This window comes from Paenibacillus sp. MER 99-2 (assembly GCF_023714095.1).
In the GTDB taxonomy this organism is placed as follows: domain Bacteria; phylum Bacillota; class Bacilli; order Paenibacillales; family Paenibacillaceae; genus Paenibacillus.
Map to the genome: position 1 here is coordinate 158,798 of NZ_JAMAUZ010000007.1, position 22,197 is coordinate 180,994.

17 protein-coding genes are annotated in these 22,197 nt (G+C 46.9%); 15 read left to right on the forward strand and 2 right to left on the reverse strand.

Annotated elements, in window-relative coordinates:
* The first annotated feature begins 237 nt into the window (after positions 1-237).
* The 8 genes from M3636_RS23305 to M3636_RS23340 all read left to right on the forward strand — a co-directional run bounded on the left by M3636_RS23305 (position 238) and on the right by M3636_RS23340 (position 13,612).
* On the forward strand, positions 238-1,212 hold the full coding sequence (locus M3636_RS23305) for an ABC transporter permease (protein WP_145409238.1): 975 nt from the start codon (positions 238-240) through the stop codon (positions 1,210-1,212).
* 23 nt (positions 1,213-1,235) lie between these two features.
* A complete protein-coding gene (locus tag M3636_RS23310; protein WP_251384200.1) occupies positions 1,236-2,123 on the forward strand; it encodes a carbohydrate ABC transporter permease in 888 nt (295 codons plus the stop codon).
* 17 nt (positions 2,124-2,140) lie between these two features.
* A complete protein-coding gene (locus M3636_RS23315; protein WP_251384201.1) occupies positions 2,141-3,652 on the forward strand; it encodes an extracellular solute-binding protein in 1,512 nt (503 codons plus the stop codon).
* A gap of 393 nt (positions 3,653-4,045) precedes the next feature.
* Positions 4,046-7,396, forward strand: a complete 3,351-nt coding sequence (locus M3636_RS23320) for a glycosyl hydrolase (RefSeq protein WP_251384202.1) — start codon at positions 4,046-4,048, stop codon at positions 7,394-7,396.
* 102 nt (positions 7,397-7,498) lie between these two features.
* Positions 7,499-9,115: a glycoside hydrolase family 43 protein gene (locus M3636_RS23325; protein WP_251384203.1), complete on the forward strand. Its 1,617-nt coding sequence runs from the start codon at positions 7,499-7,501 to the stop codon at positions 9,113-9,115.
* A gap of 99 nt (positions 9,116-9,214) precedes the next feature.
* Positions 9,215-10,501 carry a Gfo/Idh/MocA family protein gene (locus M3636_RS23330; RefSeq protein ID WP_128103335.1) on the forward strand — a complete coding sequence of 429 codons (1,287 nt, stop codon included), beginning with the start codon at positions 9,215-9,217 and terminating at the stop codon, positions 10,499-10,501.
* 49 nt (positions 10,502-10,550) lie between these two features.
* Positions 10,551-11,384, forward strand: a complete 834-nt coding sequence (locus M3636_RS23335) for a polysaccharide deacetylase family protein (RefSeq protein ID WP_251384204.1) — start codon at positions 10,551-10,553, stop codon at positions 11,382-11,384.
* Entirely contained in the window at positions 11,294-13,612 is a 2,319-nt protein-coding gene (locus M3636_RS23340; RefSeq protein ID WP_251384205.1) for a glycoside hydrolase family 88/105 protein, read from the forward strand. The genes M3636_RS23335 and M3636_RS23340 overlap by 91 nt, the downstream gene beginning before the upstream one ends.
* Positions 13,613-13,959: 347 nt before the next feature.
* On the opposite strand, the gene M3636_RS23345 is transcribed toward M3636_RS23340, so the two are convergent.
* A complete protein-coding gene (locus M3636_RS23345; RefSeq protein WP_251384240.1) occupies positions 13,960-14,835 on the reverse strand; it encodes a DUF72 domain-containing protein in 876 nt (291 codons plus the stop codon).
* A gap of 242 nt (positions 14,836-15,077) precedes the next feature.
* On the opposite strand from M3636_RS23345, the gene M3636_RS23350 reads away from it, so the two are divergent.
* From M3636_RS23350 to M3636_RS23370, 5 genes are all read left to right on the forward strand, one after another.
* Positions 15,078-15,824, forward strand: coding sequence for a class I SAM-dependent methyltransferase (locus tag M3636_RS23350; protein WP_251384206.1), 747 nt, complete (start codon positions 15,078-15,080; stop codon positions 15,822-15,824).
* Between the two features lie 20 nt (positions 15,825-15,844).
* Positions 15,845-16,834, forward strand: coding sequence for an MBL fold metallo-hydrolase (locus M3636_RS23355; RefSeq protein ID WP_251384207.1), 990 nt, complete (start codon positions 15,845-15,847; stop codon positions 16,832-16,834).
* A gap of 238 nt (positions 16,835-17,072) precedes the next feature.
* On the forward strand, positions 17,073-17,408 hold the full coding sequence (locus M3636_RS23360; protein WP_251384208.1) for a hypothetical protein: 336 nt from the start codon (positions 17,073-17,075) through the stop codon (positions 17,406-17,408).
* On the forward strand, positions 17,395-18,444 hold the full coding sequence (locus M3636_RS23365) for an FAD:protein FMN transferase (RefSeq protein ID WP_251384209.1): 1,050 nt from the start codon (positions 17,395-17,397) through the stop codon (positions 18,442-18,444). The genes M3636_RS23360 and M3636_RS23365 overlap by 14 nt, the downstream gene beginning before the upstream one ends.
* A 70-nt stretch (positions 18,445-18,514) precedes the next feature.
* A complete protein-coding gene (locus M3636_RS23370; RefSeq protein ID WP_251384210.1) occupies positions 18,515-19,174 on the forward strand; it encodes a ferric reductase-like transmembrane domain-containing protein in 660 nt (219 codons plus the stop codon).
* A gap of 309 nt (positions 19,175-19,483) precedes the next feature.
* Here the strand turns inward: M3636_RS23370 and M3636_RS23375 are convergent, their stop codons facing one another.
* Positions 19,484-20,050, reverse strand: coding sequence for a phosphatidylglycerophosphatase A family protein (locus M3636_RS23375; protein ID WP_145409227.1), 567 nt, complete (start codon positions 20,048-20,050; stop codon positions 19,484-19,486).
* Between the two features lie 158 nt (positions 20,051-20,208).
* On the opposite strand from M3636_RS23375, the gene M3636_RS23380 reads away from it, so the two are divergent.
* Together M3636_RS23380 and rph are read left to right on the forward strand one after the other, a co-directional pair.
* A complete protein-coding gene (locus M3636_RS23380) occupies positions 20,209-21,264 on the forward strand; it encodes a GerMN domain-containing protein (protein WP_251384211.1) in 1,056 nt (351 codons plus the stop codon).
* A gap of 174 nt (positions 21,265-21,438) precedes the next feature.
* A complete protein-coding gene (rph, locus tag M3636_RS23385) occupies positions 21,439-22,197 on the forward strand; it encodes a ribonuclease PH (RefSeq protein ID WP_056702812.1) in 759 nt (252 codons plus the stop codon).

Genomic DNA, 22,197 nt, shown 5'->3' on the forward strand with positions numbered 1-22,197 from the left:
TTCTTTTTTGTTTTATAAAGGTGGCTGGGGTACAAATACAAATAAAGAGAAGACGGCAAAAATGTGCAATCCTCTTCTTCAAAATGTTGCAAATCAAGAGCGCTATTGGCGCTATATCGGGCTTTGTACAGGTATGAGAAGTGCTAAGCAAAAAATGAAGGTTGCCGGAAATAAGGGCGCTGTATAGTCTGAGTATCAGATAAATTGATAACGCTTACACGAATGGAGGGAGAGGGCATGAACGGGAAGAATGGAAGTGCCGCTACAACAACGCAGGCGGATATTTCAAGTTACTCCGTAAAACGGGAGTCCAACTGGAAGCGGCAGATCAAGCGAAATAAATGGTTATACGTACTTGTACTTCCCGGTTTTCTGTATTTTGTAATCTTTAAATACTTGCCCATGTGGGGAATCGTTATTGCTTTTCAGGATTATCAGCCTTTTCTAGGGATTCGCAATAGTGAATGGGTAGGGTTGGAGAACTTTACGACCTTTTTCTCGAATCCAGACTTTTTCCGATTGCTACGGAATACGTTGCTCCTTGCCTTATACGATCTCATTTTCTTTTTCCCGGCACCGATCATTATTGCACTCCTATTAAATGAGATTCGAACAGCCTTTTTCAAAAGAACGATTCAGACGCTCGTATATGTACCACACTTTGTATCCATGGTGATTATCGCCAGTATCACTTATGTATTTCTGACACCTCAAGGCGGAGTGCTGTATGAGCTGATTGCGATGATCACAGGTAAACCGATAGATGTGCTGTCCAGCCCGGATACGTTCCGACCGCTGATCATTATTCAGATGATGTGGAAGGAGATGGGGTGGGGGACCATCATTTTCCTTGCAGCTCTTGCGGGAGTAGATACAGAGCAGTATGAAGCATCTATTGTTGATGGGGCAGGACGATTACGCCGAATGTGGCATATTACCCTGCCAGCGATTCGTACTACGATTGTAATTTTGCTCATTCTAAGACTCGGGAACTTTCTGGACACAGGATTCGAGCAGATTTACCTGATGACGAACTCACTGAACCGGGATGTAGCGGATGTATTCGATACCTATGTGTATACCGTGGGGATTACGCAAGGTGCGTTCAGCTACAGTACAGCCGTGGGACTCTTTAAGTCTGTTGTGGGGATTATATTGGTGCTTGGTAGTAATAAACTTGCCAAAAAGTTTGGTCATCCCGGTATTTATTAATAGACTTTAGGAGGTAACCGCTCATGAACAGTCGTCTGTATAACAGCCCTGCTGGCAGAGTATTTGATGTGCTCAACTACATCATGCTCGGCGTTCTGGGGTTACTAACCGTTCTTCCTTTCTTGTATATTATAGGGAATTCATTCGCGACCGAAGCTGAAATTACTGAACGTAGTTTTTTCCTTATTCCTAAGGTGTTCTCCCTTAGCGCATATGAGTATATTTTTTCATCCTCCACGATGTTTCGAAGTATTGGTGTATCCATCTTCATTACCGTTGTAGGTACGTTCGTTAACTTATTCTTCACGCTTACGATGGCATATCCGCTATCTCGCAGCGACTTCTGGGGACGGAATATGCTAATGAATATGGTCATTTTCTCCATGTTATTTGGGGGAGGCATGATTCCGACCTATCTCGTCATACGAGGTCTTGGACTGCTTGATTCCTACTGGTCTTTGATGCTTCCTGGCGCGATCAGCGCTTTTAACCTTATTGTTGTCAAAAACTTTTTTCAACAGATGCCGCCTGGGCTAGAGGAAGCGGCTCGCATCGACGGCTGTTCTGATCTTGGGGTGCTGTGGCGTATTGTTTTGCCATTGTCCAAACCGGTCATTGCTACATTTGCATTATTCTACGCCGTGGGACATTGGAATAACTTTTTCTCTGCATTGCTCTACATTTCCGACAGTACCAAATGGCCGCTGCAAGTCATGTTACGGCAAATTGTACTGCTGTCGCAGGCCAGTGTTGGAGATATGGCGAACATGGATCCCAACTTTGTAAAACCACCGGAACAGTCCGTAAAAATGGCGGTTATTATTGTGGGTACGATCCCGATTTTGCTGGTGTACCCGTTCTTGCAAAAGCATTTTGCCAAAGGTGTCATGCTCGGTTCAATTAAAGGCTAATCCAAGGGGGAGAATGTATGGGACAACCAAAAACAGGATTGAAGAAGATGGCTATTGTACTTTGTGCATCTATGCTATTAAGCACAGTGCTCGCTGCATGTAGCGGGGAACAACAATCGAATACGGGGGAAGCGGCGAGTGGCAGAGATCAGTTGACGATCATGCTCCCTAATTTTGAAGCAGAGAATCCACCGGAGAATAGTCCGGTTATCCAGAAGCTGGAGGAACTGACCAAGATAGATGTTAACTTTCAGTGGGTGCCCAGCAGCTCGTATGAAGACAAATTCAATATCACCTTAGCCTCGGGCAAATTGCCGGATATTATGGTGGTGCTCGGAAAGTCGCCGAGTTTCATCAACGCAGCTCGAACGGGAGCATTCTGGGAGCTTGGGCCTTACCTGAAGGATTATCCGAACCTGAGCCAAATGAATGAGATTATTACGAACAATGCTTCGATCGATGGCAAAACGTATGGCATATATCGTGCTCGTGCTCTTGGGCGTAACGGGGTAACGATCCGGAAGGACTGGCTGGAGAATCTGGGGCTGGAAGAACCGAAGACCATTGATGAGTTCTACAATGTATTGAAAGCGTTCACCAATGATGATCCGGACGGAAACGGTAAGCAAGATACGTATGGGCTGGTGGCGAGTAAATTCACAGGTCCATGGGATAACATGCAGGTGTGGTTTGGCGCACCGAACAAATGGGGAGAGGACAGCAGCGGGGCATTAATTCCCGCACACGACACCCCTGAGTATATGGAAGCATTGCAGTTCTTCCGCAAGATCTATAGTGAAGGTCTGGTGAATAAGGACTTCGCGGTTATGGACGCAACGAAACTTCCAGATCCGTTTGTAAATGGTCAGGCTGGTGTCATGGTGGATGTTGCAGATAATGCACAGCGCATGGATCAGAAAATCTTGGAGAAAGACCCTGCGGCTACGGGACGTGTGGATGTATTGCAAGCGATGGAGGGGCCAAAAGGTCTGCGTGATATGCCGACTTCTGGATACTCTGGGATGGTCGTCATCTCCAAGAGCAGTGTGAAAACCGAGGAGGATCTGAAGAAGGTGCTGACGTTCTTGGATCAATTGAACGAACCTGAGCTTCAGGCATTACTTGGCAACGGATTGGAGGGGAAGCAGTATGAGAAAAAAGGCGATTACATCATCCCTACAACAGATAAACTAGCGCTGCGGGATGTACAGGGTTTGAATCAGATTCTGATGTTTATTCCCGAGGACAAAACGTTACGTGTAGAACAAACCCCTGTTCGACAGAAAGTTGTTGAAGTGCAGAAAGCTAATGAGAAGATTGTCATCGCGAATCCGGGCGAACCACTGATCTCGGATGTATATGCCCAGAAGGGACCACAGCTTGATAACATCATCAATGATGCTCGCATCAAGTTTATTGTAGGACAGATCGATGAGAAAGGCTTCCAAGATGCAGTTGAATTGTGGAGAAAGAGCGGCGGTAACGACTATGTCAAAGAAGTAAATGAGCTTTACGCTGCGCTCAAATAATCTTTATAGTGCGTGTTCAAAAAGGTCGGTTTTCAGTACCAAGAAGATGGGATAAAGATAGAAATGGAGTAGCGGAGCGTAGGCAAAACTACGTGAGCAACGGACATTTCGGCTGAATCCCATATTCGACGCTAAGATGCCTCAAGGCATCCTTCGTAATCAAAAGCGGACTTTTTAAACAACCTCTTATACTACAGCCCGGTTGCCGTTAGTGTCGTAGTGCAGGCGGCCGGGCTATTCAATATTCATCCATTTTAACAATTTTTTTGTGAATTATGGCTTCCCAGTATTCGATTTTGTTGTATAATCAAAGCGAAACAAACCCATTTGAACTAAAATGAACGATAATGGAAGATGAACAACCACTCTTATGGTTTTAGGGAGGAAGGCGACATGTGGAACGGGGATGCTTTTGAAAATCCCGAGGCGCAGTACCGGGTTCATCCCTTTTGGTTTTGGAATGGGGATATGGAAGAGAGCCAGATTAAGCGTCAAATCGCAGAAATGCATAAGCAGGGCGTGGGCGGGTTCTTTATATGTCCGCGTCAGGGACTACAGATTCCTTATTTATCTGAAGCATGGTTTGATAAGGTAAAAGTAGCTACCCAAGCTGCGTATGAACTTGGCATGCAGGTCTGGTTGTATGACGAATATCCATATCCGAGTGGTATGGCCGGAGGCGAGGTAACACTTGAATTCCCGGAAGCGAAGCAACGTCAGCTTATTCATCATCATCTGAATGTACAAGGTGGCACATTGCTCGATTATGAGCTGCCCTGGGGACGCGTTTTATATGCCAAAGCTGTTCCTAAGGATGCCCAAGGGAAGCGCGTATGGCATGAATCGATCAATCTGCGAGGATTCATTGGTAATGTGCAGACAGATCAGGTGTACCAGGAGACGGGGCTGACTTCGTATAATCGCAAGCGATTTTTTACATACCATACGGCTCTTCGCTTGTTGTGGGAGGCTCCGGCTGGAGAATGGGAAGTTATTGTATTTCAAGAAGAAGAGATCGATGATTTTAAATATTACGGGAACTTTGTTGACCCTTGCCATCAGGAGGCAATGAGTCGTTTCATCGAACTCACCCATGATCGTTATCAGTCAGCGTTTGGAGAACAATTTGAAAGCGTAATCAAAGGTGTGTTTTCGGATGAGATTGCACCTCTCGGGAAGATTCCATGGTCACCACAATTGCCTGGTTACTTCAGTGAACGTTGTGGTTATAGCCTCATTGAATCTCTACCTGCGCTGTTGTATGGAGATATTCCGGATTTCGAGCGAATCCGCTATGACTATTTTCAATCCCTGCACGTATTGCTCCGTTCTTCTTATCATAAGCAAGTTCACGACTGGTGCGAGCAGGCTGGAATTCAATATGCGGCAGAGGTTCCTGGTGTGCGTATGACGACACAGTTATACAGCCACATGCCAGGTGGAGATTCCGCCCATGAGAAGATCGGACGTTCGTTGTCTTGGATTCTTGAACGCTACGGAAAAAGAATGCGCGACAATCCCAAAATGGTCAGCTCATTAGCTAGACAACTGGGACGGGAACGAAATCTGATTGAATGTTTTCACAGTGTAGGCTGGTCAATGACCTTGCAGGATGCCAAATGGATGATTGATCGAATGGCGGCCATGGGCACGAACTTTTTCAACTTTCATGCTTTTTTCTATACGATTGGCGGGCTGGCGAAGCATGATGCTCCCCCATCACAGTTCCTGCAAAACCCGTACTGGGAACACTTTCGGGAACTCGGTGACTACACCGGAAGATTAGGTTACCTGATGAGCACCGGGACAGCCGATATCCGTATCGCTGTGCTGGACCCAACGACTACACTCTGGAGTTTAATGGGTAATCCACTACATGGTTTTGAATATAGCGGAGAAGACGAAGCAGAACGGGCAAGACTGGAACGACTCACGAATGACTGGATGAGGATCACTACGCACTTATTGCAGAGCAGACGGGATTATGACCATCTTGATCCGGAACTGCTGGCGGAAGCCCAGATGGTTGATGGCAGGATTGAAATAGGTGCAGCTCGTTATGAGGTTCTGATTCTCCCACCCATGCTGAATTTGGAAGCAGCGGCGTGGAAACAGGTGAAGCAATGGGTACAACAGGGCGGGATCGTTATTTCTGTCGGGTTGCCTCCGTATATACCTATTCAGGAAGGAAGCCCAGCAGGGGATGAAGCGGCGAAGTTTTTCGGAGCTGGCGATCACCCAGAGATACCGTATTGGGGTAATGGTGAACCAGAACAGGATGAGGGTAAATGCCTATGGCGACGTGGAGAAGGAAAGGCTTATTTCCTCCCTACGGCAGGAAGTGATTCGATAAATCGGACTGTACTTGAGTCGATGTCCTTGCTTCTGGATGAGGTTCTGCCTGAACCCGTTCGTTGGGTGATGAAGAAGGAAAGATCTTCTCTGCTTATGCAGACAAGACAATTGTCTGAAGGCGAATATATGGTCTTTTTAACCAATCAGGAAGATCAATGCTTAGAAGGCGAATTGAAGGTCTCAGTTGATGCATCATGGACAGTTGCTGAACGCGCACCTAATCAAGGCTTGCGGGTAGATCGACTAGATTTGGAGCAGGGACAACGGTATGCACTCCCCATCCATAATCGTGGAGACGAAGGGTATATTTCACTACATTTCGCAGCTTATGAAGCACATGCTATACGACTAACCTGGGATGATGAGCACGGTTCATCAGAAGAACAGTTAACAGAGGATACTGAGAAGAAGGAATCTGCTCTTGGTGTAAAAAATATGGACGGTAGTCATCATGAATTTCATTCAATAATCATTCCTTCCGAGGGGCCTTGGCGACTTGAAACGGTTCAGCCTAACGTACTGCGTATGGGGCATTTCCACCTTACGGCGAAAAATTACAACGGTGTAATTTTTGAGGGTAGCCATTCTGAGGTCAAGCCGTTCATTGATCAGGCAGCAGATTGTTCAGCACATAACTTGCTTCCGCTCCAGTTTAATCAAGTATTCGGCACACCAAAGAAGCCATCCATTGCGTATCCACTGGAGTGCCATTACGCAACTTCGTTTGAACTAAGAACAGCCTTATCTGAGTGTCTGTTATTCATGGATCGAAGGGCCATTTCGGGTGACTGGACGTTAATCATTAATGATCATCCTATCCGTCCGGATGCGTTCGAATCAGTCGAGATTACGGATTTTGACAATATCGGTTATGACATTACACCATGGCTGCACAGTGGTCTTAACGAGCTGAAGGTTACAGTTCAGATCACGAAAGATGAAGATGGAATTGTTGACCCTTTGTACTTACAAGGACGATTTGGAGTGGAGTTTCATCATGAGGGTATGGCTTCCTTAGTTAGGGAACCAGACACGGCTGTGCAGATTCAACCGGAGCCGCAAGCGTTATATCCACATTTTGCAGGAGAGATGATTTACAAGCGAAGCTTTTGGTTGGATCAACGGAGTCCAGATATTCCGTTCTTCGAACTGGAATTCAGTGATTGGCGAGTTCAGGATGTTACTGAAGTTCTGGTCAATGGATACAGTCTGGGTGTTCGCTGCTGGTCTCCTTATCGCTGGAAGGGTCAATCTTCGTGGCTTCGCGCCGGGGATAATGAGATTGAAGTACGTGTGACCAATACATTAGTCGGTTTGCTTGAAGGCACGTATTTTGATTCCTTAAGTCATCAGCTGCGTGAAGCAGGTCGGGGATTGGCTGATGGATAGATGGTCAAACATGCATTCATGATAGCGCTTTAAAATTGCATGACAATGATCCATTAATTGAAGTAATCACTACTTTGAAGTCAAAAGGAAGGGAGCAATCTAATGGCTGCATCTCAATCCAGTCTAGAAAAGTTTGAACCGATCTGGGTCGCAGATCAGGGGGATGGAACTTATCGTAATCCCATTCTACACGCAGATTATTCGGATCCGGATGTCATTCGTGTAGGCGACGACTTTTACATGACCGCTTCGAGCTTCTCGCATACACCAGGCTTACCGATCTTGCATTCAAAAGATTTGGTGAACTGGAAGCTCGTGAATTATGCCATTGAACGGTTGGATATTCCGGGGTATGACGTTCCCCTGCATGGTAAAGGCGTATGGGCACCAAGCATTCGCTACCATGACAACAAGTATTGGATCTTTTTCAGTACACCGGACGAAGGCATCTATGTGACAACGGCGACACACCCTGAGGGACAATGGTCACCTCTTCATCTGGTGCATGAGGTTAAGGGGTGGATTGATCCTTGCCCACTATGGGACGATGACGGGCAGGCATATCTGGTGCATGCATTTGCCAATAGCCGCTGTGGCATCAAAAGCAAAATTCAGGTGTGCCGTATGGCACCGGATGGAAGCCGGCTTTTGGATGAAGGAAGGATCGTATTTGACGGTACAGAGCACCATCCAACGATAGAAGGTCCCAAGTTTTACAAGCGTGATGGAGACTATTATATCTTTGCTCCTGCAGGTGGTGTGAAACCGGGATGGCAGACCGTGTTACGGTCGAAGCAGGTATTTGGCCCATATGAAGATCGAATTGTCATGCACCAGGGCTCTTCCACCATTAATGGCCCGCATCAGGGTGGATATGTAGAGCTGGATTCCGGGGAGTCCTGGTTTATCCATTTTCAAGATCGTGATGCTTATGGACGAATTGTTCATTTACAGCCCATGCAATGGGATGAACAAGGGTGGCCAATCATTGGCTTGGATCAGGAAGGCGACGGAACCGGTGAGCCAGTGATCTTGCATAAGAAGCCCAATGTGGGAAGCACACACCCCGTAGTAGTGCCCGAAGTATCCGATGATTTTAGGGCGGATCGTCTAGGGCTGCAGTGGCAATGGCAGGCTAACGCCCAGCCAGAGTGGGCTGATCTGAATCCAGAACAAGGACTTATTTTGCATACACTTCCTTATCCTGATGGCGTTCAATCGTTATTTGGTGTTCCACAGCTATTGATGCAAAAGTTGCCGGCGTCAGCCTTTGAAGCCACAACTCAATTGACTTTTCACCCGAAGCAGGCTGGCGATCAAGCAGGACTCCTTTTGTTTGGAGATGCTTATGCCTATCTTTACTTAACGCAGACTGAGGATGGAGCCATTCGATTATCCCTGAATCGTGGGGAGAAGCAAAAGAATAGTGATCTGCATGCAGACGAATGGCAGGAAGAAGGGCTGGACTGGAAGGGAGAAGGCTCAACGGCTTCCGGTTGGACTATTCATTTACGTCTTACCCTTATCGAACCTGCACATGTACAGTTTAGCTGGAGTGAAGATGGCGTGAGTTATACACCGATAGGCACAACATTTGTTGCAACGACTGCACTATGGGTTGGGGCGAAGATGGGACTGTTTGCTATTAATACGAAGTCTGAGCCTAGTGAGGGCAAAGGTAAGTATCGTTATTTTGCCGTGAAGGAAATTCAGGAATAACCGTTATCGCACATTGTTCTGTTGATCAGTATAAGACGCGAATACGGATTAAATATAGTCGCATTCATACCAATCCAACTTAATGAGGAGAGATACACAATGAGCAAAAAAACATATGTACTCGTAGGAACAGGTGGCAGAGCAGGGTTTTTCTATACCGCGTTAGCGAAGGAATATAAGGATCGTTCAGAGCTTCTCGCCTTGTGTGATACGAACCAGACACGGATGGATTATGCCAACAAGGTTTTGACGCAGGATTGCGGATACCACGAGCTACCTACCTATACCGCAGATCGCTTTGAAGAAATGATCGCAGAGCATAAGCCGGATACGGTGATTGTGACTACAGTGGATCGCACACACCATCATTACATCATTAGAGCTATGGAGCTTGGTTGTGATGTAATCACGGAGAAGCCAATGACGGTGGATGAGCAGAAATGTCAGGAGATTTTGGATGCGGTACAACGTACAGGACGCGATGTGCGTGTGACGTTCAACTATCGTTATGCACCACATCATACAAAAGCACGCGAGTTGATAATGGACGGAGTCATTGGCGATATCCATTCCGTGCATTTTGAGTGGTTGCTGAATACACGTCACGGTGCAGATTATTTCCGTAGATGGCATCGGGATAAACGTAACAGTGGTGGCTTGCTTGTCCACAAATCAACACACCATTTCGACTTGGTCAATTTCTGGATCGGCTCACAGCCGGAAAGTGTATTTGCATACGGAGACCTGCTGTTCTATGGCAAAGAGAACGCTGAGCGCCGCGGAGAGCAACATAGCTATGCGAGAGCGACAGGCAATCCGCAGGCAGAGAACGATCCATTCGCATTACATTTGGATCAGAGTGAGCAACTGAAGGCAATGTATCTGGATGCAGAGCATGAGGATGGTTATCAGCGGGATCAGAATGTGTTTGGCGATGGAATCAGCATTGAAGATACACTCGGTGTACTTGTTCGCTATAAGAACAAAGCGGTTCTAACATATTCCCTGAATGCTTATATGCCTTGGGAAGGATATCGCATCGCTTTTAACGGTAGTAAAGGACGTATCGAAATGAATATTGTAGAGCAATCGTATGTTAATGCGGGTGGTGACCGTGCTAATGAAGGAGCGCTTAAAGGTCGCAGTATCACCGTATTCCCAATGTTTGATGCACCTTACGAGGTGGAGGTTGAAGAGGGAGAAGGCGGTCATGGCGGTGGTGATCCAGTGTTGCTGAATGATATTTTTGGTGATCCGGTACCAGACAAATTCAACCGTGCTGCTGACCATGTGGACGGAGCTCGCTCTATTCTTACGGGTATTGCAGCCAACAAGGCGATCCGTACAGGGCTGCCTGTACGCATAGATGATTTGGTGAAATTTTAAGCGGGATTAGTGAAATGTCCGCTAATTCGGAGGGAGACAGGAGAAACATATGGGACATCGTATCCAGTTTGACCGGTATCCGGGTGGAGTAATGAAAGCGTTGACGTTTAGTTACGATGATGGTGTGGTGCATGATCGCAGACTGGTGGATATTTTCAATCGTTATGGGTTGCGTGGAACATTTAATCTCAATTCCGGTGTGCTCGGTAAAGTGGGGCGAATTGGTGAAGATGAGGTTGCAGAGCTGTATGCGGGTCATGAAGTGGCTGTACATACTGTCACTCACCCTACGTTGCCATATGTTCCGGATGAACTGCTCACCGAAGAAATTATGGAAGATCGAAGAGCATTGGAACGGCTTGTTGATTATCCTGTGAGAGGAATGGCCTATCCCAATGGTGGATATGATCGTTCACTCAGCACCAAGTTGGAATGGCTAGGTCTGGATTATGCACGAACTGTCGAATCCCATGGACAATTCACATTGCCTGAACGACCGCTGGAATGGCATCCGACATGCCACCATAACCATGATTTGGAATCTCTTACTGAACGATTTATTCAACATACAAAGACAGGTACACCACTACTCTTCTACGTATGGGGTCACAGCTATGAATTCAATGATAACGATAATTGGGAGATCATCGAGCGGTTCGGAGAGCGGATTGGTGGCAGAGATGATATTTGGTATGCGACTAATATAGAGATTATTGCCTACTGGAAAGCAGTGAAGCGGCTGGAATGCTCAGCAGATCGTTCGATGATTCATAATCCGTCTTCGATTTCAGTTTGGCTAACGGCAGATCAACAAGTGGTGGAAGTGAAAGGCGGAGAGACGCTGCGGTTAAACGAGCTGATCCAACTTGGGGAAAGGAGCTGACAATCATCCGTTATTTTCATGAGAACGAGGCGATTGCAGGCAAGGTTCATGATTCAATACCCGACGTATTGACGACAGTGGCTCAGCGTTATATGGGGGATCATCCCAAGCATTCCTTTTTATTCAGAGCTTATCACCGCGGTGGTTTCCGCAGGCTAGCAGACTACCGTTACGATCTGAATCTGGATCAGAAATGGAACGATGCACGTGCAGGACAATATGTATATGTGTGGGGGAAGTTATGGAGCCAGCAGGACGCCACATTAAATACAGGTCTGAACTGTTATAGTCCAGTGACCGTCTACTTGAATGGAGAAGAGATCTTCAAATCCGAATTGCTTCAGGAGCTGTATCCAGAGCGTAGAACTCAATTTCCGATCCATGTAAAATACGGCTGGAATGATGTACTGTTATGTTTTGTAAAAACCGAAGTAGGCTTCGGTGGCATATATGGAACCGCATCGTTCAAAAACTTCCCTCTTCATTTTCTGACGCCTGGCGTTGACCGTCAGGGTCAGGAAGGATGGCTGTATTCGGAACCTGTGGATGAACCACTCACCTCACTTCCGCATGAAGGCATGACCGAAGCGGAGACAGGACTTACATGGTTTCCACAGAGGGAGTGGACAGAGCAAGAGCTGAACGCTGGTAACTTTGGCCGGATATTTGGTACAGAAGAGCCTGCTGCTGCGTATGCATGGACCAAACTTGATGTTACGGTACCCGGAACTACCCCAGTCATTTTGCAAGGTACACACACAGGTGGACTCACCTTATTTGTGAACGATCAGGAAGTATATTCGGGGAAGACAAGTGGTGAATTCAAGGTTGAACTTCCACGTAAGTATGGGGCTGTTCATTTAGTTGCCAAAGGCGAATGCTTGGTGGTAGAGGACAGCTGGGGCTTCACAATAGGTGGTGCTACCTCTGAAGCTGCATCCTCTAGGGGGTGGAGGCTAACGTCTCCACATCCGGTTGCGGGATGCACGGATGTTTGGCTGTATACGGGAAGTTTTCCCCTCGAATCTGCACCCACTGCGGGTGAGATCGTTGTAACCGATAGGGTGTTTGATAACGGCGGTACCGGAGTTTACTGGCATGTAGATCTGCCCGAGACCAGCGTTCGTCCTTATTTGGAGAATACGCATTATGGCAAATGGAATTATCCACTGGGAGTAACCCTGCTTGGTTTGCTTCAGACAGGTCAAGAGCTGAAGCGAGACGATTACGTGCAGTATGTACGAGCGCATATTGAACTGAGCACCTCTTTTGACCGTTATGGATTATGGGATCGAGACCATTATGGTGCAGCCGGCATCAACAATCAGCTGTCTGCCATTGACAGTCTTGATGATTGTGGCTCCTTCGGTTCTACGTTACTGGCGACCATGGCAAGTGGTGAGATTCGCGGCGGACTCGATACTGCACACCGGATTGCTCGTTATATTACGGATGAACAGGAACGGCTGGAGGATGGTGCATTCTATCGAGTTCGGGGTAGCGGAGAGATGCGTCATGAAACGATGTGGTGTGATGACCTCTATATGAGTACACCTTTTTTAATGCGTTATGGTCAGCTCACGGGAGAAACATCATATTGGGACGATGCTATTAATCAATTCTTGCTGTTCCGCAAATATCTATATATTCCACAGCAACAGATCATGTCTCATGTGTATGATTTTGTGCGTGGACGGGCAACGGGTATTCCTTGGGGGCGAGGCAACGGTTGGGTGCTCTTTTCGCTAACCGAGTTGCTGACGATTCTGCCGAATGATCATGAAAAGCGACCGGAGTTGCTTCAGTTCTATCGTGATTTGTGTCAAGGCTACCTGTCATTGCAGGGGGAGAATGGTCTCTGGCACCAGGTATTGAATCGGCCTGATTCGTATGAAGAGACATCCTGTACTTCGATGTTTATCTATGCCTATGCTCGTGGTATCCGAGAGGGTTGGCTAGAAGACTTTGAACCATATTTGGAGGCTGTGCGTAAAGGCTGGGAAGGGATTACACGTATCTCTATTGATTATCAGGGGAATGTGTATGGCGTATGTCGTGGATCAGGTTACTCCTTCACAGCTTTATATTATCGAGATGATCTGGGCTGGAATCTGAATGATACACATGGCATTGGTATCGTGCTGCTTGCTGGGGTTGAGGCTCACAGGATGAACCAGCAACTGAGCCAAATTGGTTTGACTACCTCACTTACGGCAGGTCAACGCTAAACGTTCTACATGCCTCCTGTGATATGAAGCAGGATATCGTGTAATGGCAGTGCATGTAGACTATTTATGCTATGAAATGAGAAAAGCGGCTAGCTCAAGAGCTGGCCGCTTTTCTACGTGTAAACACAACGAAGATCCTGATGAGGAACAAAAGGAATCTTATTTAAGTGCGTGTTCAAAAAGGTCGGTTTTCAGTACCGAGAAGATGGGATGAAGATAGAAATGGAGTAGCGGAGCGTAGGCAAACCTACGTGAGCAACGGACATTTCGGCTGAATCCCATATTCGATGCTGAGATGCCGCTCGTGCATCCTTCGTAATCAAAAGCGGACTTTTTGAACAACCTATTCAAAATAATTCGAGTTGTTCTGGCCCTGGCTCCAATTCGACAATCGTCTTATCGGGAAATGGCTTTAATGGAATATCCAGCAGATCCATCATCATACGTGCATTTGTTGCGGCATCACCACCAGAGTTGTTGTTGAAAATAACATATACATCCTTGCTCTGCTCCTGCAATTGCTCTAGATAACCTTTCCATTCCTGTAGTTCTTCCTGATTATATCGATACAGATAACGGGTCTCGCGCCAATTAGGCGCACCATTCTGATGCCAGCCTGAGACGTTTCGACCATGCATACGAACCAGTGTCATCTCTGGATCTGTAGCCCGAGGTACAATAGGGATTGAGCCTTGTCCTGCCTGGGGTTCATCGCATACACTGTGAATCCAGCCCTGTTCCTTCAGGAAAGATAACGTACGTTCACGCATGGCATCTTCATACCAACTGCGGTGACGGAACTCAATGGCACATGGAATACCTTCCATTCTTAACCTAACTTCACGCAGTTCATTTACATTCTCTCGATTGCAGTCAAACCAGGGCGGGAATTGGAACAGGGCTGCCTGCATTTTACCAGCCTCCATCATCGGCTCCAGTGACTCCCTGAAAGCTTTATACATCTCAGATGTACTGTTGAAATAGGGCTTGCCCCGCAGGTGCCCTGTCATTCCCTGATACGCCTTGACTATAAAAGCAAAGGAATCTGGTGTCTCGGCCGCCCAGCGTGCCATCCGATCCCTGGGTTGCACGGCGTAGAAGGTGCTATCGACCTCAACGGTTGAGAAAAATTGCCCGTATAAGGCAAGCTTGTCTTTGGCTTTTGTACGATGTGCATATAGATCTTCCTGATCTCCCCATCCGGTGAGTCCAATCCGAATGATGATGTTCACCTCCAGTGTAAATGCAGGGATATCTGAATAATTACCCGGTTCGAATCGCTTCGACTATGTTTAACATTATATCGTGACGTTTCAGGTCGTTCAATGTGGATGAGGGACGCCGATGGCAGCTTTGAGTTTAAACGATAAAGACGATACAATGGCTAAAAGCTTATCATGAAAATGAAAGTGTACCAGCATATGACAGATAGAAAGGCTATTGACCATATGGAGGGCGAGAAGCAATGACGGAATGGTATGAAAAGAGTTTCGGCGAGGACTATCTTCTGGTGTACAAACATCGCGATGTTCAAGGTGCAGTTCATGAAGTACATAAAATGATCAACTGGTTACGGCTTGAGCCTAATTCGAGAGTGCTGGATCTGTGCTGCGGCATGGGGCGACATTCATTGGCACTTGCTCACGCGGGTTTCCAAGTGACAGGTATTGATCTATCTGATGTACTTTTGCGCGAAGCGCGAGATATGGATACAGACAACCGTGTAGAGTGGGTTCATGCGGACATGCGAGATCTACCATTAAAAGGTGGCTATGATGCTGTAGTCAATCTGTTTACATCCTTCGGTTATTTTAAGGAAGACGGAGAGCAGCTCAAGGTACTACAGGTTATTCGCCGAATGCTGAAGCCAGGGGGCAGTTTTATCATTGATTTTATGAATACAGCCTACGTGACTCGTCATCTGGTATCCCAATCAACCCGTGAAGACGAAGGACAGTACATTGAAGAGTTTCGCAAGATAGAGGATGGATTTGTACAAAAGGAAATACGTATTACCGACACGACCATACCCGACCAGAAAGCACGTGTGTATCATGAACGGGTCAAGTTGTACAGCCGTGAACAATTAAACCATTTGTTACATGAAGCAGGTCTGATCGTCGATCAGGTTCATGGAGGATATGATGAAGAGAAATATGATGAACAGGAATCGTCACGTATGATCTTTGTGGGTCATCGTCCTGAAGAGTAAGGAATGGAGAGTAATCATTTATGAAGAGATCAGAAGCGATAACCATGCCGGAATACATACACCGGGTCAAGATAACGATGTCTTTTCCTTTGCGTTGGGTGAACAGTTATGTATTACGTGAGAGCGATGGAACGATTACGATTGTAGATCCAGGGCCGCGTAGCAGTGAGACTGAACTAGAGTGGCAGGAAGCGCTATCGAATTTAGGATTATCCTTTCAATCCATTAGCCAAATTGTATTAACGCACCACCATCCAGATCATCTGGGTTTGTCTGGCTGGCTGCAGCAAAAGACAGGTGCTCCTGTACGCATGTCTAGTCGATCCATGAAAGAAGCGGAGTACATGTGGGGGCAGAACGCCACCATTAATGTCGTGCTACCTGAATATTATGGACAGCATGGGATGCCAGCAGATAAGACAAAACAGATTCATGAGCACATGGAAAGCTTTGATTCGCAGATTACCCCTCTTCCAGAGATAACTCCTATAGAAGATGGTGAGTGGTTGCAGATGGGGAGCCAGCGGTGGCTGGCGGTGGAAACAGGAGGACATGCTCCAGGACATTTATCCTTTTATTCTCCGGAGTCGAGAGAGATCCTGTGCGGGGATGCCGTTTTGCCACAGATTTCACCTAATGTCAGTCTTCAGCCCGGAAGTGATACGCAGCCCTTACTATCCTATATGGAGGGTTTGCATCGTCTTGGGGCTCTGGATGTGGAGCGAGCTTACCCTGGGCATCGTAATCCGTTTCTTCATTTCAATGAACGAACGATCCACCTGCTCACGCATCATGAGGAACGACTTCAGAAGATGGCTGAGCGAGTAGCGGAGGCACCTGTGAGTGCTTATGACCTTTGCATATTTATGTTTAGCGACCGCTTGAGCACCCATCAGCTGCGATTTGCGATGAGTGAAACGTTAGCACATCTTCAGGAGTTGATCCGGCGAGGAATCGTTGTTCAGCAGGAACAGAGCGAGGGTATGTTTTTGTTTAACATCAAAAAGTGAGCGGATTATGATGTTTACGTATTTTGCTAGCGTGGCGCTTAACCATAAGGTTCTGGTACCAGAGAGGATCTCTGACCAGAGCCTTTTTGTTTTGAACCTTTTGTGACGGAACCTGTATCGTAAATTCCTTGATCTAACTGTAAAGCTTTAGCCTTTCTTAACGGTTCATTCATCTACTTTTAAGCCAGCCTGCCTATGATAGGAACATGAACTTCACCATAGAAGGTAGGGAAGATCGATGATGAAGAAAAAACGTAACCAATGGAGAAAATGGCAAGCCTCGGCCGCAGCAACATTAGCGGTGGCTGCACTCTTTCAATATGTAAGATCTTCGGATGCTTTTGACGTCGCTTATGCATCTGCTAATGGAATAGATACAAGTAACACCCCCAACAATGTGGTGGCTACACGCGATGATGTAATGGATGAATGGAACAATGTCGAACGGACAGCTCAGATCCGGGTCTTCGGTACAACCAGGATTACGGAAACAACCAACAAAATCAGCAAAACGATTCCAGATCCTATAGTGGCAGTTATCAGTCACGCACAGGTGCATCATGAGCCGGGTTGAGCAGCAACAGGCAGTCCTTCCGCTAGTTTCTCGCTTCCACGCGATGAACACGGTGATTGAGGTGCACTTAGTCACGGGGCAGGAGGAAGCTGAGCATGCTGCAGACCTAGTACAGAATTGGTTTGAAACACAGGAGAAACGTTTTAGCCGCTTTGTACCAGATAGTGAACTTAACCGGCTAAATCGCTCTACAGGGTGGTTGCCTGTATCGGCTGCGATGGATGAAGTGCTGAGTCTCGCCTACGGATACATTGGTCAGACAGAAGGTATCTTTCAGCCAGGTATTGCCCAAGCACTTCGTCAGCAAGGATACGATGTAAGCTTTGAGCAGTTGCAATCAGACCAGTTTAATACGCAGCTGGATTATAGCCATACAGCACAGCAGTTGTCTTCTACCTCATCAGATGAAAGGTTCGATTACTGTCGTCCGGGTTGGATGCACAGAGAGGGAAGTCGAATGGTTCACTTGGATCCTGGGACTGAGCTCGATCTTGGGGGGATCGTCAAAGGATGGGCTGTAGAACGTATAGCGGATTGGCTGCAACGTTCACTTCATATCCCTGCTGGGATGATTAATGCTGGTGGCGATATTCAGGTCTGGGGCACCCCTGCTCACTCCAGCTGGACGGTCTATATCACTGACCCGTTCTTGGAGAAGAGCAATCTAACAGGCAGCATTCAGCTAAATCGTGGAGCAGTCGCGACGTCGAGTCTGGTACGGAGACAATGGCTACATCCTAGCGGTAATGGTCAAATGGCTCATCATTTAATCGACCCTCGAACGCTGCAGTCCGCGAATACGGATATCGTACAGTGTACTGTTCTGGGACAACACACCTCCCAATGCGAGATTATAGCGAAGACCGTTTGCATCCTGGGAAGTGAAGAAGCGATTCGTTGGTTGAATCGGCATTATGACCGTCATGACGTGTTATGGGTAACACGGGACGGCAGTATGTGGTTCAGAGGAAATACAGATAAACTAGCTGAGCGCTGGCCTGGCATTGATCCCGATCACCGTTTTAGCCTGATTTAAGAGGTTGCTCAAAAAGTCGCTTGAGCTCGCAGTTTAAAAAACAATTCTATCGGATGTGGGGGAGCCGCTTATGGCACAATGGATTGTAGATTATCTACCAACCTGGAGTTTAATTCGAATTAGTGGTATAGCCGCTTATCTGTTGCTCTTTGCAGGAGTGTTTCTAGGCATTGCTCAAGGCATGCCGGCAGCAAAGGGGAAGCCAAAAGCGGCGATGTATAAATGGCATACGAGAACCACATGGCTAGCTTTTGGGCTGGGGATTGCCCATGCGTTAATCCTGTATATTGATCATTACAGTCCGTTTAGCTGGAGTGAATTGTTAATTCCTTTTACAGCCTCGGTGCATCCGATTGGAAGTGGACTAGGAACGTTATCCTTTTATGGGCTGGTCATTGTTCTACTCTCTAGTGATCTTCGTAACAAGCTTGGCCGCAAATGGTGGTTTATCTTCCATATGTTGTCCTATCCGGTGTTCATCGGTTTACTCATCCATGGATTTGTGACAGGCTCGGATTCTAGCAACGTATTGATTCGTTTGATGTACGTATTCACCGGGTTAAGCATTATCGGCATGACCGTGCTGCGTGGTTTATTGCGGGAGCGTAAGGGTCCTGAGATTACGATCGGTCGCAACCCCGTACAACCTGAATCCAGCGTTGAACGGAACTGGAATGAGCTATATCAGTTGGCAAAAGTCGGCGTAGGCAGACAGGAGCACTTGAAATAGTTTTGTGGACAAAGTTGGCTCTACGGAGCCAACTTTTTTGTTGTTTTGTGCGTAGTTTTGAACAGCTCTTATCATCCGTCACGTAGCAGGTACATCTCCTGCACCCATCTTTTGCACCCACTACGTATCAGTCTCTCTCCTTAAAAATGACAAACAAGCTAATCATCCTGTCTCTAGTTAGTCGAAGAGAAAGGATAGATTAGCTTGAGTGGGAAATGTGTGTTTATGACTTAAATGGTGTGTTCAAAAAGGGACGCTGAGATGCCTTCAGGCATCAATCGTAATCAAAAGCGTTTTTATGACAACCTCTTAAATGGCATCATCGCTTACGGGCTTCTCACCAAGCTCTTCTTCACGCTCGGATTGTTTGCGATGGGCAATACGGCTACTTGCTGCGGATGCGATTGCACCTACAATGTCGTCAAGGAACGTGTGCACAGGGCCGTGGCTCTTATCGTTTAGACGTTCAAGCACCCCTGGCTTTAGCTTGTCCACATACCCGTAATTGGTAAAGCCAATGCTGCCGTATACATTCACGATGGAAAAGGCGAGAATCTCATCGACTCCATAGAGCCCCTCATCATTTTCGATCATATCTTGCAAAGGCGCAAGGAGTTGACCTTGCTCTGCCAGCAAGTCGAGTTGAATTCCTGTCAGTACAGCGTTCTGAACCTCACGCTTCTTCAGCACCATCTCCACATTTTCAATACATTCTTCCATGGTAAGGTCTGGGTAATATTTCTTCTGAAGAAACATGACGAGTTCCGCGATCTCAAGGATCGTAACGCCCCGTTTATGTAGCCATTCCCGGGTTGCTTCTGCGACTTTGCGGCTATTGAGGCTATAAGGGATTTTTTCTTGCTCAGGATGTTCCATGGGCGATTCCTCCTCTGATGTTAGCAATGCCACTATTCTTGTCTCCTAATACGTTATTAACCGTTTCAGGTTTCTTTATTATTTTTTAGTTATTTTTTGAACGAAGGCTCGTATACATGGTAGTACAAACTGTAAAAATGATGAGGGGGAACGAGATCATGAGTAAGATCCGTAATTTCCGTAAAGCATCAGCAGCTGCACTACTGAGCATACCAATGGTGTTGTCTGGCTGTAGTATGTTTAATGCACAGTCTTCCGAAGCAGTAGATCCACCGCCGCCGATCCAAGAAGCTGCCATGATTCAAGCCGCTGAGGGAAATGGTGTATTGGCTACACTCCCGCTCACTACTGTTTATTTGCAAAATCAGCAGGGATTACTCGCTCCAGTGTCACTGACGCTTCCATCCGGTACGGATATAGGTAGTCCCAAAACGGCACTCGATACATTAGTCACAGGTGGCCCATATGCGGGGATGCTTCCTGAAGGGTTCCAAGGTGTGCTTCCTCAGGGAACTGTCGTGCAGAATGTCACTATTCATGCAGAGGATAAGCTCGCGGTGGTTGAGTTCTCTGGCAATTTTGCCAAGTATGATGCCAAGGATGAGCGCAAATTGCTGGAGGCTGTAACATGGACGTTGACAGGTACACCGGATGTGGAGAACGTGCAGATCTGGGTAGATGGCAAAAAGCTATCACAAATGCCGGTAAACAGCACGCCATTGCCAGAGCCGTTGAACCGGGCTGTAGGTATTAATCTCGATTTGGGCGATAGCTTTACTACGAACAGCAGTCCGGTCACCGTTTATTTCTCAGCCGCATCACCAGCAGGAGTCCAGTATTACGTTCCAGTGACACGTCTCGTGACTCCAGAGGGAGACCGGGTACAAGCTGCACTGAACGAACTGATCAAAGGCCCAGCAAAAGGCGGCGAGCTGGAAGAGGTCATGACGGGCGGTACGGAACTGCAATCGGTCAAAACATCAGAAGACGGGACAGTAACCGTTGCGCTTAAGGATGATATGTTTACCGAGGGTGATATCGTGCCAAGTGAATTATTGCAATCCGTGGTGCTCACTACGGCAGAAAATACGGTAAGCAAAGATACCAAAGTGCAGATCGAATGGAATGGGCAAAAAACCGTCATGAGTGATGATAATCAGGATTATAGTGCGCCTGTATCTAAGCCAGAGCATATCAATGAAATTCCGATTTAAGCAATCTAGGGGATGAGCATATTTACAGTCCTTTTAACCTTGAAGCGGCACACGTTGAAGTAACATTCAACGGATATAGGTGCTTTTGCAAGAACTCTTTGGTAAAATAAAAGAGATTAGTGAAAGTGTGATACAGCTCGACATTACAGGATGCTTAAGTCGTAGGAGGCAGAAATGATGAGATCTAACGGACGAAACAGCGAACAGCTGCGGCCGATGAATTTAACAATTAACACGAATAAATACGCCGAAGGTTCTGTACTGATAGAAGTCGGAGATACCAAAGTGATATGTACAGCTACAGTGGAGGAACGTGTTCCACCCTTTATGAAAGGGCAAGGAAAAGGCTGGGTCACAGCAGAATATTCCATGCTGCCACGTGCAACACACACTCGGAATCAACGTGAAGCTAACCGTGGTAAATTAACTGGACGCACAATGGAAATCCAGCGTCTGATTGGCCGGGCACTGCGTTCGGTTGTTAATTTGCAGGCACTTGGTGAGCGCACGATTACGCTGGATTGTGATGTGATCCAAGCAGATGGAGGCACGCGTACAACGTCCATCACCGGTTCGTTTGTTGCTCTGGCGCTCGCTGTAAACAAAATTGCACAACAGCACAAACTGCAAGTATTCCCAATCACAGACTTCATTGCAGCGGTAAGTGTGGGTGTTGTAGGTGAACAGCCTGTGCTGGATCTGAATTATGATGAGGATTCCAAAGCTAAAGTTGATATGAACTTGGTCATGACAGGTAGCGGGAAGTACGTAGAATTACAGGGAACAGGTGAAGAAGCTCCGTTCGACCGTCGTGAATTGAATACGATGCTGGAACTTGGTGAGCAAGGGATCCTGGAAATGATTGAGCGGCAAAAAGAAGTGCTTGGACCGATCGCACTCAAAATTGGTGCACGCGGCTTAGGGGAAGCTTAA

Bases quoted from the DNA above. Each gene is read 5' to 3' on its own strand.
- M3636_RS23305 (WP_145409238.1), top strand. From the start codon at position 238: ATGAACGGGAAGAATGGAAGTGCCGCTACAACAACGCAGGCGGATATT.
- M3636_RS23310 (WP_251384200.1), top strand. From the start codon at position 1,236: ATGAACAGTCGTCTGTATAACAGCCCTGCTGGCAGAGTATTTGATGTG.
- M3636_RS23315 (WP_251384201.1), top strand. From the start codon at position 2,141: ATGGGACAACCAAAAACAGGATTGAAGAAGATGGCTATTGTACTTTGT.
- M3636_RS23320 (WP_251384202.1), top strand. From the start codon at position 4,046: ATGTGGAACGGGGATGCTTTTGAAAATCCCGAGGCGCAGTACCGGGTT.
- M3636_RS23325 (WP_251384203.1), top strand. From the start codon at position 7,499: ATGGCTGCATCTCAATCCAGTCTAGAAAAGTTTGAACCGATCTGGGTC.
- M3636_RS23330 (WP_128103335.1), top strand. From the start codon at position 9,215: ATGAGCAAAAAAACATATGTACTCGTAGGAACAGGTGGCAGAGCAGGG.
- M3636_RS23335 (WP_251384204.1), top strand. From the start codon at position 10,551: ATGGGACATCGTATCCAGTTTGACCGGTATCCGGGTGGAGTAATGAAA.
- M3636_RS23350 (WP_251384206.1), top strand. From the start codon at position 15,078: ATGACGGAATGGTATGAAAAGAGTTTCGGCGAGGACTATCTTCTGGTG.
- M3636_RS23355 (WP_251384207.1), top strand. From the start codon at position 15,845: ATGAAGAGATCAGAAGCGATAACCATGCCGGAATACATACACCGGGTC.
- M3636_RS23360 (WP_251384208.1), top strand. From the start codon at position 17,073: ATGATGAAGAAAAAACGTAACCAATGGAGAAAATGGCAAGCCTCGGCC.
- M3636_RS23365 (WP_251384209.1), top strand. From the start codon at position 17,395: ATGAGCCGGGTTGAGCAGCAACAGGCAGTCCTTCCGCTAGTTTCTCGC.
- M3636_RS23370 (WP_251384210.1), top strand. From the start codon at position 18,515: ATGGCACAATGGATTGTAGATTATCTACCAACCTGGAGTTTAATTCGA.
- M3636_RS23375 (WP_145409227.1), bottom strand. From the start codon at position 20,050: ATGGAACATCCTGAGCAAGAAAAAATCCCTTATAGCCTCAATAGCCGC.
- M3636_RS23380 (WP_251384211.1), top strand. From the start codon at position 20,209: ATGAGTAAGATCCGTAATTTCCGTAAAGCATCAGCAGCTGCACTACTG.
- rph (WP_056702812.1), top strand. From the start codon at position 21,439: ATGATGAGATCTAACGGACGAAACAGCGAACAGCTGCGGCCGATGAAT.